This is a genomic window from Streptomyces sp. A 4/2, from assembly GCF_940670765.1.
GTDB lineage: Bacteria > Actinomycetota > Actinomycetes > Streptomycetales > Streptomycetaceae > Streptomyces.
Genome location: NZ_CALNVW010000023.1, coordinates 1 through 16,254 on the forward strand (window position 1 = coordinate 1; position 16,254 = coordinate 16,254).

A 16,254-nucleotide genomic window follows, 5' to 3' on the forward strand; every position below is an offset into this window, starting at 1 on the left:
CGAGATGCGGCGGGGATAGGGCAATGGACCACCCTGCTACAAAACACCGGTGGGTCCGATGGACTGGCTGGCCGGTCCGCCACCTGCCCGCCGAACCGACCCACTGCCCCTCACCCTCACATGCTGCTCGATACGCCGCCCGGGAGCTCAGCCGAGCTTGGTCGTCAACTCCGGCATGTTGTCGTGGAACATCTTATGAATCCACAGCTTCTCGCCCCCGAATTCCAACGGCGCCCAAGTACCCGACAGCGGCCCTACCTTGGTCCCCTTCGGCAACCGGGTAACCACCTTGACCGGCTTCTTGGCGGTGAACTTGCCACAGGCGAGCAGCACCACGGACCGGTCGGTCTTGAGAATCACCCGGCGTGTGGTCAGCATCGTGGCGATCAACCAGCCAACGAACCCACCGACAAGCCCACCGAGCGCCCCGAAGCCGCCCGGCTGTCCCATGGCGCCGCTCAGCCCCCGAACGAGCACCAGCCCGACCACGGAGAAAGCGATCAGGGACCAGGGGTTGATTCCGCCTTGCGCGAGATAGACGCGCGACACGGACTCGCCTGGCTCCAGCAATCTCCGCGATTCCTCAGTCACCACATTTGCAATATTTCGAGACATCAATTCCTCAGTTCGTGAAAGGTGGACTCGCGCTAATTTTCAGCATTTATGGCGCGACGGCAGAGATGTGCATCATTTATGGAGGAGAATCACGAAAAGGCTTACTGGGATGCGCCATTTGGTGCATCCCGCCGAATTGTGTACTGTCCGTGTTGTTTGAGATATTTTGCACGAGTTCCAGCGAGGCGGTCTTTGCCCGGCAATGCCAAAGCGTCAAGCAGTCACCCAAGGAGGTCTTTGGGGTCAGAAGGTGGACCCGCTCTGCACTCCCGGTAACGTCACCTGCGCACTCAAATTCACCAGGCGTCCGACCTGGTCTGATGACACGCTAAATCGCAAGAATTGTCAGGCTGTTCCGTCTCTTATCGCCTGCTCGGACTTTGGGTGTTCCGGCATTCGGTAGGACTTTTTTCTGGAAAGACTTGCTAATTTCACTACCGTGAGGCTTGTGAAATCCACTCCTCCAGTCCCAGTACAATCGTTTCTAGTTGGTCTTCGAAATTTGCTTCAGAGAGCTCTCCGCTGTCGAAAGATCGCCACAATTCGATCAGGGAGTCAATTAGATCAATCTGTCCCATGAGGAGATCGGCCAACTCTTCTCCGCTCCGCGAATGCTTTCCTCTGGAAAGCATCCAGACGACGCTGGCTGCATCCGCCGAGATTCCTCGGCCCGCGAACTCGACAGTACGCCACGAAACCCTTGAGTCAGCAGCAACTTTGAGGAATACATCTAGCGCTTCAGAATTTCTTGCAGCCATCCGTTTTCCTTATGATCGGGACGCAGTGATTGAATGTTGCTGGTCAGTAGGGTCCTCGGTGAGAACCCTACTGACCGCCGGAGAGGAACTTCCTCACCCACGGAACAGCTGCCCTTCCTTCCGGAGCGTCAACCCCTCCTTCTCGCAGTACATTCGTACAGTACGTTAGGCAACTATTTCCGTATGTCTGATACTTGCCCCAGCTTCCCTGGGTTTTCTCCTGGAATTCCAGGGCGGCCTTAGCGTTCGGAAGGACAACGTCTCGACTCATAATGCTTGGAGGGCCGGAATACGGTGAGACGACAGCTTCCCCGTCATGAGGCATCAGATGAGTGTGTCTCACTTTCTTGCCATCCGTCACCTCAATGCTGAAGTGATTCCCGTCGCCGTGATAATGCAATGTTGCGATGCCTTCACCGCAATTGTGTACCAGGACCGGCGTAGCCCCCGCCAGCACATAGTACGCATGGATACCGGTAACAGTGAGGTCATGCGTTCGCTGGCGTTCGGAGAATCGCGTGATCGCAGTGATCTGCACGAGCGTGCCCGCGCTCGTGCGTAGCAACTGGCCGGTATGCAGATCTCCGGCCGGTATCCACTTGTCGAGTTTCGGCACCCAGAAGGGGTGGGTGTCCGTAGCGATAAGGGTCGACATTGCGTGGCCATCACCGATGGTGAGTTTCGTGAAGTCCTTGTCGTCCTCGGTCGTTATTGTCGAGGCGACTTTCTTCTCGGCTGGCTTTCCGCTGTCGACGTCCGTGGTGGCCACGGTGTCGCCGATTTCGACGTCTTCGATCGGCTTGTGCTTACCGTCCGCAAGCAACACCTCGGTGCCTGACGGGAAGCTGTGCAGGCAACCAACCGTAGTGCCGCCCTTATTGCCAAAGATCTTGCTGACAAGTTTGGCTGCGCCCTTCTCCGTGACCTTCCCCAGCCCGTCGCCCACGAGGCTGGTGGCCGCACCCCACGCAGCGCCATCCACTTCGTCCCCGAGAGTCCCCAGGGCGCTGTGATCCGCGTCCGGATCGAGTGCGTTGTTGACAGCGGATCCCGCGGCTCCCGCCAGTGCTCCGCAGCCGGTCACAGCCGTCAAGCTCGCGCCGGCCGTGACCGTGCTCCCGCCCACCGCAGCCCCGACGCAGGCGGCTCCGACCACAACTTCCGTGACGAAGCTGACGATCTCCTTGTGCTTATGAACCCATCCACTCGCCTTGCACCACCAGTCGCAGTGCACTGGAGGTGTGGTGACCGTGATGGTCCTGGTCACCGTAATCGTGACCGTCTGCTGACCGGTGCTGCTGGAGCCACTTGGCGCGGGGTCACTGTTGCCGCTGTCGGGTGTCTCTTTCGTGTAGGGCCCGTGGTGGCAGAGCTCAGGATTGACGTCACACTTGGTCCGGCCGCTCGGGTCGCTGAACGTGACCGGGTTGTTGTCGGCGTATGCGTAACCGTTCATGCTCATCGGGTCGCCGATGTCCAGCACCGGGTCGGCCGAGATGAACCGTCCCGTCGACGCGTCGTATTCGCGCGCGCCCAAGTGCGTCAGATCGCTGGCCGCATCGTCCGAACCGCCCAGATAGCCCCGGTGCGAGAGCCATTTGCCGTCCCCCGTGCCGCGTTCGACACCGAAGGGATCCGTCTTCTGCCGGACGATGTCCTGGCCCGCCCCCAGGCTGACCGAGGCCACCGCGGTCCCGTGGTCGTCGGTGACCATCGCGATCAGTTTGCTGCTCGCGGACCCGCCCTGGGAATGGCGCATCACCGTCGGCGCACCGGCCTGGCCGTAGTAGCGCTGGCAGTAGGCCGGCGCACCGGCGGCATCGGTGGTCAGCTCCGCGTCGTCGAGCGACAGGGTGCGACCGCCGACCGTCGAGGAGATCAGCCGGTTGCCGGAGGCGTCGTAGACGTACGTCGTCTCGTCGGCGAAGGTCCACTGCTGGGCACTGCTTCCGTTGCCGCAGGGGAGGAGTTGGAGGTCGGTGCCGTCGGCCGAATTGCCGGACGGGACGTCGAGACACTTCCCTGAAGCCACGTGCTTGAGCGTGTGCGACGAGGTCGCGGTCCACTGCTGGTTCGTCGCACCCGTGCAGTCGGTCAGCGTGATCGCCGTGTGGTCTGCCGTCGCGCCGCCGGTCGGCGCGACGCACTTGCCGAGGATCTTCAGTGCACCCGTGGTGGCGTCGCTCGACTTGGCCGGATCGATCCGGAAGCGCTGCGCCTTGGTGCCGTTGCAGGAGTAGAGCTGAACCGCCGTCCCCGAGGCCGATTCCGCGCCTGTCAGATCGAGGCACTTCCCCTCCAGGCCGATGACCTGGCCCTTGCCGTTCTGGCCGAAGCCGGAGACCTTCTCGGCCTTGCCGTCCCAGGTCCACGTCAGCGTCTGGGTATCTCCGCCGTAGGTACGCGAGGTGGTGTTGCCCGTGTCGTCGTAACCCATCGTCGCGTCGGTGTCGGTCGCCGTGCTGTCGCTGGTGATGTCCGTGAGCGTGTGGGGCTGCTTCAGCACACCCGAACCCGACGGGTCGATGCCGTACGAGTAGGTACTGCTCACATCACCGGCTGTGTCCACCTGGCCGCCGGTGACTGTGGGCGAAGCATTGTGCGGTACATCGGGAATGGTGATCGCCTTGCCCGTCGGGCGGTACTCGTCGTCGTATCCGGTGACGGTCGTGGTGTACGGGAAACCGTCGGTGTACCGGGTGGACGAATACGGCTGGCCGAGCGCGCCGAGGATCTTGTCGTAGGTGAAGGAGAGGTCGTCTTCGAGGTGCCTGTGTCCGGATCGACCGCCTCATCCCGGCAGGGTCACTCACGGGTGTGGACGCGGAGTACGGCACCGGCTGGAGCAGGGTTCGAGCTTTTCGGTTCTGACCGGCACCCAGCGGCCACCGTCCGGATTGCGAAGTGTCACTATGACCCGCTATCCCACGTAAGCGTCCCAGAGCTCCCCGTCGTTCAGCCATGGACGAAAAGGCATTTTGGTTCTCGGAAAATGGTCAAGTAAAGGAAAAATCTCCGATCGGGACCCGGGGCGCCAGGATGGAAGTGAACGTGGAAGCTTGCCCCTCAGGCTTGGTCTCTCAAGTCCGACATGTGCCACGGGCAAAAGGGCGTATGTGGATCTTTGCCGGATGATCGCTCGGGGCGGCTGAGTGGTCGGCGGCCCGGCCTGCGGCGCTTGAGTGGCCGCCTTCGCGTCAAGTCACCCCTTGACGAATGTAGATGACACCGAGTTACCTGCCTTCGATATTTGAAGATCCCGTGACGTAGTTGCAGGGGCTGTGCAGGGTGGGGTGGGGATGAGTAGGTCCGGTGGGCGCCGCGGTGCGAGAGCCCTGATTGCTGGGGCGGTGGCTGCCGCCGTGATGGGCGTCGTTCCGGCCCCAGGCGCCGTTTCCTTGGCGCGAGCCGCAGAACAGACGTCCCGCACCTCAGCCCTCCGTGACATCGCGAATGTCCCGAAGTCTGCCGAAACGCTGGATGCCGCAGCGAAGGCCGCAGCGTCGGGGGGTGCGAATGTCGAGATCACTTCGATGCGTTCGGAGTCGAGCGAGACGTATGCCACTCCTGATGGGCAGTTGGAGGATGTGCAGCATCTCCAGCCGGTGCGCGCGCGGATCGGCGGTGTGTGGAAGCCCATCGACAACACCCTGGAACAGCGCAGCGATGGCACAGTCGGGCCGAAGGCCGCTGCGGTTGGGATGGCTTTCTCCGGGGGCGGCTCCGAGCCATTGGTGACGCTGGAGCGCACGGGGAAGAAGCTCTCGTTCTCATGGCCGAGCGCACTGCCTGCGCCGACGCTGAACGGGGACACCGCGACGTACGCCGATGTGCTGCCGGAGGTGGATCTGAAGATACGCGCGGCCACAGACGGATTCTCGGAGTTGCTGGTCGTCAAGACGGCAGAGGCGGCGAAGGATCCCGCGCTGGCGAATCTGGAGCTGGGGGTGGATTCTCCGGGGCTGGACGTCGCGGCTACGGCCTCCGGGGGGCTTGAAGCGAAAGATGCGCAGGTGGGGGGCGTCGTCTTCCAGGCACCGCAGCCGTTCATGTGGGACTCCAGCGAGGCTCCTGCGGTGGCAGCACCGTCGGCGGCCGCCAAGAAGTCGGCCAGGACCGTCTCCGACGCGGCCGGGGGCGGCGAGTCCGGTCCGGGAGACGCCGCGAAAGTGGCACCCATCGGCGTAGTGGTGTCAGGGGGCGGCGACAAGCTGCAACTGACCCCGGATCAGGGGATGCTCACCGAGGACACCACGACCTTCCCCGTGTACATCGATCCGCAGACCTATACCTCCAAGGTGGGCGAGTGGACCATGGTCTCGAAGTACTGGGCGTCGGCCCCGCAGTGGCGGTTCAACGGTGACGCGGATGCCGGGATGGGCTACTGCGGCTGGGACTACTGCGCACCGCAGGACACCAAGCGGTTGTTCTACCAGCTCCCGACATCGAAGTTCGCCGGGAAGTCGATTCTGAGCGCGACGTTCATCGCGAAGGAAACCTGGTCGGCATCGTGCGACGGACGTGCGGTCGAGCTGTGGCGGACCAAGGGCTTCAACTCCGGTACGACGTGGAACAGTTCCAAGGACAACTGGTTGGAGAAACTGGACACCCGAGATGTCGCCAAGGGCTTCAGTTCCTCCTGCCCTGGCGGAGACGTGGAGTTCGACGCGACAGCAGGAGTGAAGTACGCCGCGTCGCACAACTCCTCGACCACGTCCTTCGGCCTGCGTGCCACGAATGAGGACGACAAGTACGGGTGGAAGCGGTTTGCGAAGGGTGTCTCTCTGCGAGTGGTGTACAACCAGCCGCCGAAGCAGATTGCCATGAGCCAGCTGTCAATGTCCCCCGGGGCGACCTGCAAGAGCTCAGCGGACAAGGTGTCGGTGCGCACTCTTCCCAAGATCCAGGCGACCGGCGTGAAGGACCCGGACGGCGACCAGGTCAGCGTGGAGTGGCAGCTGTGGTGGGACACAGGCAGTGGGATGCAGGCTCAGTGGACGTCGGCGAAGATGACACCGAAAGCGTCAGGCAAAGACTTCTCCACGCAACTCACTGAGACGTTGTCGAACGGGAAGAAGATCCCGAAGAACAAGACGATCGCCTGGTACGCACGGGCCGTCGACTACGACCAAGGCAAGTACTACAGCTATTCGCCCTGGTCCGGAGCAGGGTCCGCGACGGGCTGCAACTTCGTGTGGGACACGACTGTCCCGCCGGGCCCGGGCATGAACTCGGGCGAGTATCCGGCGGCCGATGACAGCAACCCGATGGACCCGACGTACGACGGGGTCGGACAGTACGGGACCTTCACTCTGTCGACCACCGACAAGAGCGTGACGAAGTACTGGTACGGGGTCAACGAGGAGCCGTCCGCGGTCAATGAGGTGAAGACGAGCAACGGCGCGGACAGGACGGTGAGCTTCCGTCCGACCCGATCCGGCGTGAACTTCCTGTACGCAAAGGCCTTCGACTCGGCCGGAAACGCCAGCGAGCCCGTGTCCTACATGTTCCGGGTCAAGGCCGGGCAGCCGGTACGAGCACAGTGGAACCTGGACGACCCGACTGGGTCGACGCAGGCAGCAGGCCACGGTGGTGACCGAGTTCTGGATGCCTACGGCAGTCCAACACTCGGGGTGCCGGGCGCGGTGGACGGTGCGGTCTCCTTCGACGGTGTAGATGACTATCTCCAGTCGGACATCCCGACGGTGGCGACATCAACTGGATTCTCCGTTGCTGCGTGGGTGAAGCCGGACGTAGTGCCCGACCACGCGGCCGTGATCGCAGCCCAACCTGGAAACAACTCACCTGGATTCGAGTTGTATTACTCGTCCGCATACGACAGGTGGGCGTTCAATCAGTATGAGTCCGACACGACTGGGGCCACCCCGGTGCGAGTGATGCAGGCGACTGCTGGCGGGGTCAAAGCCGGGTCCTGGGTGCATCTGGCGGGAACGTTCAGCTCTGCTTCGCACGAACTCAGTCTCTACGTGGACGGGGAGCCTGCAGGCACAGTCACGTACAACGACGCGTGGGAAGCCCGGCGTGGTCTCCAGATCGGCGCCGGATCCTACGGCGGAAGTCCGGGCAGCTTCTTCCCCGGCACGATCGACGACGTCCGCATCTACGACAAGCCGCTGGCCGCGGCCGATGTGGCTCGGCTGCATGCCAAGCAGCCCATCGGACCGGGAAGGCCGGCTCGCGCTGTCTTTCCCTTGGACGAGAAGGCCACCGACGACAGCGGCAGTCCCACCACCCAGGTGGCGGGACATGCAGATGTCGAACCCGCAGTGCTCAAGGGGGGTGCCAAGGCGGGAGAGAACGGTCGCGACGGCGTGGCTCTGAGCCTGGATGGAATCGACGACTATGCGACGACTGCCAGTCCGCACCTGAACAATCAGCGCGGCTTCTCGGTAGTGGCCTGGGCGAAACTGACGAAAACCAAGCCCACGCACGCGGCAATCATCGCCACACAGACGGGCAAGGAGAAGCCGGGCTTCGAGCTCTACTACTCGCCGACCTATGGGTGGGCCTTCAACGAGTACTCAGAGGACAGCGCTGCCGGAGTTCCGATCCGTGCCGCGCAAGGCAATGCAGCGATGGCAGCAGGCGGCGAATGGACCCAGGTTGTTGGTTCGTACGACGCCGTGACTGATGACCTGCGCCTTTACGTGCAGGGCAAGTGGGTCGCCACCACCAAGTCCGATTCACCGTTCTACGGCGGCGGAGCCGTGCAGATCGGAGCGGGCAACTACGCCGGAGTTCCGGGAAGTTACTTCCCCGGCGAAATATCCGACGTGCAGATGTACGACCGGGCCCTTTCCGCACCGGAGATCGCCGACATCTTCGAAAGGCAGGTCAGTGTCGAGGGCCGGTGGAGGCTCGATGGGGCCTCTGGACCCCCGGCCTCCTCGCCCGACGACCTTGTCCGCGAGGACCACACCCCCCACCCGATGGCGCTGGGCAGCGGGGCAGGCATCGACGCTTCCGGAACGAGCAATCCGATCGGCGAGGGCGGACTGCTGCTCAACGGTTCGAGCACCGGCTATGCCGCGACAACAAACTCCCCGGTGGACACAAGTAGTAGTTTCACCGTCAGCGCTTGGGTTACCGCACCCAGCCGCCCGACCAAGACGGTCACCGTCCTGAGTATGGCGGGCGTCAACACCAACGGCTTCGCGGTGCGATATGTGCCCGACGCTAACGATCCTGAAAATCACGGACGTTGGCAGCTGAGTGTGTCGGATTCGGACAGTGTGTCCCCCAAGACGGCAACTGCCGAGAGCGACAATTTCCAGAACAACAGCTCATGGAACCATCTGGCAGTCGTGTACGACGCGTCTGAGGGACAGATCCGGCTGTATGTCGATGGGGCCCTGATCCCGACGCTCTGTACCGATGACGATGACGACGGCACGCCGAACACTCCCGAATGTGCTGAGTCCGTTCCGTGGAATTCATCGGTTGTGCCCTTCGTTGCGGCCGAGGGGCTCCAGTTGGGCCGGGCCAAGACGGGGACGAGCACCTGGGGCGAGTACTGGAGTGGCGAGGTAGACGATGTGTGGGTCCTCCAAGGGGCGGCGAGCGACACGCAGATCTCGCGACTCAGCTCCGGAGACGATGTGGACACCGTTCCAGGGCCATGACTCTGCCCGGCATGGGCAATAAGCGACAGCAGCAGAATTCAAAGAGCCAGTCCGAATTCAGTCCTGCCTTTGTGGTGGGTAACGGCCGCAGGAGCGGCGGGGAGCGGGACCAGAAATGAGGCGGGGGCGGGGAATGTCGTCGAAGGCCCGGAGACAGCGAATACGGTCGGTATGCCGGAGTGTTGCTGTGACGCTCCCGACGGTGATGGTGGCCGCGATGCTCCAAGCGGTGCCCGCCGTGGCCGAGCCCCCGAGCACACTGCTCAAGGTGCCGGGGTCGGAGCAGCCGGTGCAGGGGCACGGGGTGAAAATGCTGCCGCGGCAGAGCGACGGCGAACCCACGACGCCCAAGAAGGATCCGGCGCACGCGTGGCCGACATCAGGTACGGCGACGGTGTCCCTGGCACCGGAGACCTCGTCGAGTGCCCCCGACGCCGCCGGTCGGACTGCGACCAAGAAGGCCGTGGAGCAACCCGCGCAGGGGGCCTACACGCGGGCCGGTGAGCTACCGATCTCCCTGGGCCGTCCGGTAGTGAAGAAGTCCACGCGCTCCGCAGATGCCGGTAAGCCGATCCCTGCCCCGCTGACCGGCAAGACCACGGTGCGCGTACTGGACCCGGAGACCACCAAGCGAGCCGGTATCGACGGAATGCTGTTCTCCGTTCAGCCGCAAGCAGGCAGTACGGGCAGCGCCGTGGACATCAGTGTCGACTACTCGGCCTTCGCCCAGGCATACGGCGGGGCCTACGCCGAGCGGCTGACACTGGTGCAGCTTCCTGCCTGTGCTGCGGATGACCCCACAGCAAAGGACTGCGCTGAGGCCAAACCGCTCACCACCCGCAACGACGCCCAGGCCGGGCTGCTCCGCGCGAGCCTCTCCCTGCCAACCGCGCAGACGGACTCCGCCGAGAAGGTAGACGCGAAGGCTGCCCCGGCTCCTGTGCTCCTCGCTGCCACAGCGGGCGCGTCGAGTGACCACGGTGACTACTCGGCGACGCAGCTCTCCGCATCGGCGACCTGGCAGACCAACCTCAACACCGGTGACTTCGGCTGGTCGTACGCCATGCCGGCTCCTTCGGTGCCCGGTGATTTCGGGCCGGACGTAAGTCTGTCGTACTCCTCGGGTGGGATCGACGGCCGTACGTCCAACAGCAACAATCAGGCGTCCTGGGCCGGAGACGGATTCAGCCTCTGGTCGGGTTCCATCAGCCGGAACTACAAGTCCTGCACCGACGACGGCGCGAAGAACGCGGACGGTCAAAAGCCCGGCGACCAGTGCTGGTTCGACGACAACGCGACCATGTCGTTCAACGGACATTCGGGCGAACTTATTTCGACCGGCAAGGACACCTTCAAGCTCAAGAACGACGACGGCACGAAGGTTGACCGTTTGTACGGCACAGACCGTGACAACGGCGACAACGACCAGGAGTACTGGCGCGTCACCACCACTGATGGCACCAGTTATTACTTCGGATACAACAAGTTGCCGGGTTGGGCGGCAGGTGACGAGACCACTGACTCGACCTGGACCGTCCCCGTCTACGGCAATGACGCCGACGAGCCCTGCCACAAAAGTACCTTCGCTGATTCATGGTGCCAGCAGGCGTGGCAGTGGAACCTCGACTACGCCGTCGACTCGCACGGCAACGCGATGGCCTACTACTACGACAAGGAGGACAACTACTACGGGCGGAACCTGAAGCCCTCGGACGAGACGCAATACACGCGCGGAGGCACGCTCGACCGGATCGAGTACGGTCTGAATTCGACCGCGATGTACAGCAAGAAGGCCCTGGCAAAGGTCGACTTCACCTCCGTGGAACGTTGCCTCCCTGAAACTGGTGTTACCTGTGCTTCCGGCACCATCGACGACAAGGCCTCCTACTGGTACGACACACCGTGGGACCTCAACTGCGTATCCGGGAAGGACTGCACCAACAGTGCTTCGCCGTCGTTCTGGACACGGAAGCGCCTTTCCGACGTCACCACGCAGATACTGAAGCCGGACGGCACCGGCTACTCCCCGGTCGACGAGTGGAAGCTCGGTCAGCGCTGGGGCATGTCCGACATCGACTACCAGCTGCTGCTCGACTCGGTCCAGCACGTCGGAAAGTCGGCTACCCCCGAAATCGCCCTGCCCGCAGTCACTTTCACGTACGACCAGCGCACCAACCGGCTGAAGATGCCGAAGGACGACACGTCACCCTTCATCAAGGAGCGCCTGTCCGGGGTCTCGGACGAGTCGGGCGGCGAGCTGGACGTCAACTACACCGTCGCCGCCTGTGATGCGGACCATCTGCCGAAGCCGGAAACGAACACCACGCGGTGCTTCCCGGTGTATTTCACCAAGCAAGGCGACCCGGACCCGACCATCCAATGGTTCAACAAGTACGTTGTCGACTCCGTCACCCAGACCGACCGTACTCAGTCATCGCCGGACATGGTCACCCGCTACAGCTATCCGGACGGCGCGGCCTGGCACTACGACGACGATGACGGCCTGACCAAGGAGAAGTACAAGACCTGGTCGACCTGGCGCGGCTACGGACACGTGCAGGTGCAGACCGGAGGCCAGGATCCGGTCGGCATGAAGTCACAGACCGACCACTACTTCCTGCGTGGCATGGACGGTGACAAGGCCGGACCTGACGGTGGCTCCAAGACGGTCACGGTCCCGGACGACAACGGCGGCACCATCACCGACCACGACACTGCAGCGGGCTTCGAGTACAAGACGGAGAACTACAGCGGTCCGGGTGGAGTGGTGCTCGGCAAGACCGTCAGTACTCCCTGGCACCACGAGACCGCCAAACGCGTCCGCTCCTGGGGCACGACGACGGCCAACCTGACCGGTACCGCTTCAGAACGCACCTGGACCTCGCTGGACGGGGGCAAGGGCGCGAAGTGGATGGTCACGTCCAAGTCGAACACGTTCGAAGATACGCTGGGCCGCCCGGTCCAGACCGAGGACCGGGGCGACGAGAGCACCGGTGACGACGACCAGTGCACACGTACCACCTATGTGGACAACGAGACCGACTGGATTCTCGATTCACCCTCCAGGGTGGAGACGGTCGCCGGCACCTGCGGTGCTACTCCGAACCGGTCGAAGGACGTCATCTCCGATGTCCGTACGGCCTATGACGGTCAGGACTACGGCAAGGCCCCGACCAAGGGCGATGCCACCCGCACCGCCAATCTCAAGTCGCACGACGGAACCAAGGCCGCCTATCTGGAGTCGCAGTCCACCTACGACGCCTACGGGCGCCAGCTCACTGACACCGATATCTCTGCCACGGTGACGGCCACCGAGGCCACCGCACCGGTTCGCGCCGTCCGGACCGACGGACTCACCACGACCACTGCCTACACCCCGGCCACGGGCCTGCCGACGAGTTCCACGGTCACCACGCCGCCCGCGACCGCCGGTGACAGCACCACCGCGGAGACGACCACGACCACGTACGACCCGGTGCGTGGCCTTCCCAGCTCCGTTGTGGACACGAACAACAAGCGCACCGACACGACGTACGACGCACTGGGCCGCAACTCGACAGTCTGGCTGCCCAACCACCCCAAGGTGTCGGGCGCCGTGCCGAGTTTTCAGTTCACCTACACCAACGACGGCAAGGGCCCTATCGCCGTCGGCACGAAGACGATCAAGAATGACGGCAAGCAGGCGACGTCGTACACCCTGCTGGACGGCTTCCTGCGGACTCGCCAGGCTCAGACCCAGGGCCCGTCCGGCGGACGTCTGCTCACTGACACCTTCTACGACGAACGCGGCCTGGCAGCGAAGCAGTTCGACGCCTACTACGACAAGGACGCCCCGTCCCCATCCTTGTCCGTGGTCGACAACGCACTCGCCGTGGAGTCACAGACCTGGAACACCTACGACGGCCTCGGCCGCGTCGTGAAATCCCAGGACATCGCAGGCAATGGCCTGGACAGCACCGTACTGGCCACCACTGCCACCAGCTACGAGGGCGACCGGGTCAGCGTCACACCACCCAAGGGCGGCACACCGACCACGACGGTCAGTGACGCGCGCGGAAACACCACGGCCCTGCTTCAGTACCACGGAGCGACGCCGACCGGTACGGCCGACACCACGCACTACGCCTATACCCCGGCGGGCAAGCTGGCGACGGTCACCGATCCGTCCGGCAGCAAGTGGAAGTACACCTACGACCAGGAAGGCAATCAGACCGGGGTCGACGATCCCGACCAGGGCGGCAGCACCACTGCTTACGACGACCGCGGGCAGGTCATCTCCACGAAGAACGCCCGCCAGCAGATCCTCACGCATGTCTACGACGGCCTCGGACGCGAGACCGAGACCCATGACGGTGACGCCTCGGGTCCGTTGCTGACCAAGAAGGTATGGGACCCCACAGGTTTCAAGGGTCAGCTCTCCTCCAGCACCCGCTACGTCGGTGGCGCGAGCGGCAGCGCGTACACGACCACCTACAGCATGTACGACACGCTGTACCGACCCAACCGCACCACCGTCACCATTCCTTCCGTCAAGGGGGAGGAAGCCCTCGCCGGGGCGTACCAGAGCAACGTCAAGTACAACCTTGACGGAACGATCGCCTCTTCCTCGTACCCCAAGGCCGGCAGTCTCAGCAGCGACGTGGTCACCCCCACGTACGACGACGTACAGCGTCCCGTGAAGCTGAGCGGGACCAACGACGTTCCGTATGTCACGGACACCGCCTACAGCTTTACGGGGAAGCCGCTCCAGTACACGTACCAGAGCGGCGGCAAGAAGACTCAGGTCACCAACACCTACGAGTGGGGTACCCAGCGTCTGAGCACCAGCCGGGTCAACCGCGAGGACATCGCGGGCACCGACAAGGCTGCCACCTACGGCTATGACGAAGCCGGGGACATCCTGTCCATCAGCGATGTGTCCCGCACCGGCACGGACGACCAGTGTTTCCAGTACGACTACCTGGGCCGTATGACGCAGGCATGGGCCCAGGGCGCGACGAACTGCGCTACCACGCCCGGCAGTTCGGTCCTGGGCGGCCCGGCCCCGTACTGGCAGTCCTTCACCTACGACACCAGTGGCAACCGCACATCACAGACCCTGCACGATGCGTCCGGCGACGCTTCGCAGGACATCAAGCACACCTACACCTACCCGAAGCCCGACAGCGCTCAGCCCCATACCCTCACCAAGGTCGACACCACGGGGCCCTCCGGTACCGCGACCGACAGCTACACCTATGACCCGAGCGGCAACACGGAGACCCGGACTCTCGGGGGCAACAAGCAGACGCTGACCTGGGACCCGGAAGGCCACCTCGCCAAGGTCAGCCAGCCGGACGGCAACGGCGGCACCAAGAGCACCTCCTACGTCTACGACGCGGACGGCAATCGCCTGCTCCAGCGCACTGACGACGGCACCACCCTCTACCTCGGTTCCACGGAGATCACGCTCGCCAAGGGCGCCACCACGCCCAAGGCCACTCGCTATTACGACCTCGGCGGCGGGACCCAGGCTGTCCGGACCGACGACAACAAGCTGTCCTTCCTCGTCGGCGACCAGAACGGCACCTCCGAACTCGCCATCGATGCCGCCGACCAGACCGAACAGCAGCGCCGTTCAACCCCGTTCGGTGACTCGCGCGGCAATCAACCGGACAGCTGGCCGGGCTCCAAGGGATTTGTGGGCGGTACGCAGGACACCACTACTGGCCTCACCCACCTCGGGGCGCGCGAGTACGACCCGTCCATAGGCCGCTTCCTCTCCGCCGACCCGGTTCTGGACGTCACCGACCCGCAGCAGATGAACGGGTACACCTACGGCAACAGCAGCCCGGTCACACACAGCGATCCCACGGGCCTCTGTCCTGCGGACCTCTGTGGCAACGGGTACCCCATCGGCGGGACGGGCACCTCGCCCGACAACCCGACCCGGTACATCACCACCGGTCCGAAGGACCTGGGCACCACCCGCTATGGCGTGCCGAATTACAGCCCGGCCGTGACCAAGAAGGTAAGCAAGGCACAGAAGGTCCTCAACACGCCTGTCATTCAAGTCGTGAAGAAGGTCGGCTGGGAGCTCTTCAAGGATTACATCGGCTGGAATGACGTCAAGGGTTGCATTGCGAAGAGCATGTCATCCTGCGCCTCTTTGCTGATCAATGCCATTCCTTGGAGTGCGGTCTTTACCAAGAGTGCCAAGCTGATCAAGGCGGCATGGAAGATCGCCAAGACTCTCCGTAAATGGAATAAGGAGAGAAAATGGGCCAAGGACATCATGGAAGCCGCCGAGAAGGCGGCAGAAAGTCCTGTTGGCTGTGTCGTTCCGCACAGTTTCCTGCCGGGAACGGAAGTTCTCCTCGCTGACGGCACCACCAAGAAGATAGAAGACGTAAAAACCGGTGACGTCGTCCTGGTCACTGATCCGAAGACGGGGAAGACGACAGCCAAGAAGGTCGTCGGCACCATCATCACCCAGGACGACAAGGATTTCACTTCCCTCACCCTGGCCACTCCCGGTAGAAAGTCCCACCTCACCGCTACCGACACTCACCCCTTCTGGGTCCCGGAGCTCAAGAAGTGGGTCACGGCCGGCGACCTCAGGCCGGGCATGTTTCTCCGGACCAGCAGTGGCACGCATGTCCAGATCACGGCAGTCGCCCATTACACGAAGCGGCAGCGTACGCATGACCTGACGGTCGATGACGTTCACACGTACTATGTGCTGGCCGGTGAGACGCCGGTTCTCGTTCACAATGCAACGCCAGGTCAGAAGTGCGATCTGACACTGGGGGCTGGTCCGAATGCCCGAGAGGGAGTTGGTCTGGAGAACGGCGACATCGAAGCAGATGGCGTTCGAGATCTGATCAATGAATCAGGAAATGCGCACGGCTGCCACACTTGCGATGCCACGACCCCTGGCACCAAGGAGGGGGATTGGATTCCAGATCACCAGCCGCCGTCTAGCCTCGTCGCTCCCGGATCTCCGCAGACGGCGTATCCTCACTGTCTACCCTGTGCTAGGCGGCAGGGCGGGGTCGTCTCACAACTTTCACAAGGAAAGAGCAAGAAGGAATGGTAGCTAATAGCCCTGCGGTTGCATTCCTGGCGAAAATCGAGCATGGGTGCCTGATCTTGCGGGATGCGGGAAGTGACGATGACGTCAGCGACTGGGATCCGGAGTCGAGCAGCTGGTATCGAGAGGGTAGTTCGCTCATCTTCGGCGTTCAGGCCAGTGTTGA

Annotated in this window: 5 protein-coding genes; 2 read left to right on the top strand and 3 right to left on the bottom strand. The window is 63.2% G+C overall.

Annotation, left to right across the window (positions count from 1 at the left end):
- Positions 1-147: 147 nt before the first annotated feature.
- From NBY69_RS17705 to NBY69_RS17715, 3 genes are all read right to left on the bottom strand, one after another.
- A complete protein-coding gene (locus tag NBY69_RS17705; protein WP_250301964.1) occupies positions 148-549 on the bottom strand; it encodes a hypothetical protein in 402 nt (133 codons plus the stop codon).
- Between the two features lie 500 nt (positions 550-1,049).
- Complete coding sequence (locus tag NBY69_RS17710; protein WP_250301965.1) at positions 1,050-1,373, bottom strand: hypothetical protein; 324 nt, start codon at positions 1,371-1,373, stop codon at positions 1,050-1,052.
- 67 nt (positions 1,374-1,440) lie between these two features.
- Positions 1,441-3,924, bottom strand: a complete 2,484-nt coding sequence (locus NBY69_RS17715; RefSeq protein ID WP_250301966.1) for a ricin-type beta-trefoil lectin domain protein — start codon at positions 3,922-3,924, stop codon at positions 1,441-1,443.
- 799 nt (positions 3,925-4,723) lie between these two features.
- Between NBY69_RS17715 and NBY69_RS17720 the strand changes: the two genes are divergently transcribed.
- Together NBY69_RS17720 and NBY69_RS17725 are read left to right on the top strand one after the other, a co-directional pair.
- Positions 4,724-9,016 (top strand): LamG-like jellyroll fold domain-containing protein, encoded by a 4,293-nt coding sequence (locus tag NBY69_RS17720; RefSeq protein ID WP_250301967.1) that lies wholly within the window; start codon positions 4,724-4,726, stop codon positions 9,014-9,016.
- Between the two features lie 187 nt (positions 9,017-9,203).
- Positions 9,204-16,094: a polymorphic toxin-type HINT domain-containing protein gene (locus NBY69_RS17725; RefSeq protein ID WP_250301968.1), complete on the top strand. Its 6,891-nt coding sequence runs from the start codon at positions 9,204-9,206 to the stop codon at positions 16,092-16,094.
- The last annotated feature ends 160 nt before the right edge of the window (positions 16,095-16,254 follow it).

Bases quoted from the DNA above. Each gene is read 5' to 3' on its own strand.
- NBY69_RS17710 (WP_250301965.1), bottom strand. From the start codon at position 1,373: ATGGCTGCAAGAAATTCTGAAGCGCTAGATGTATTCCTCAAAGTTGCT.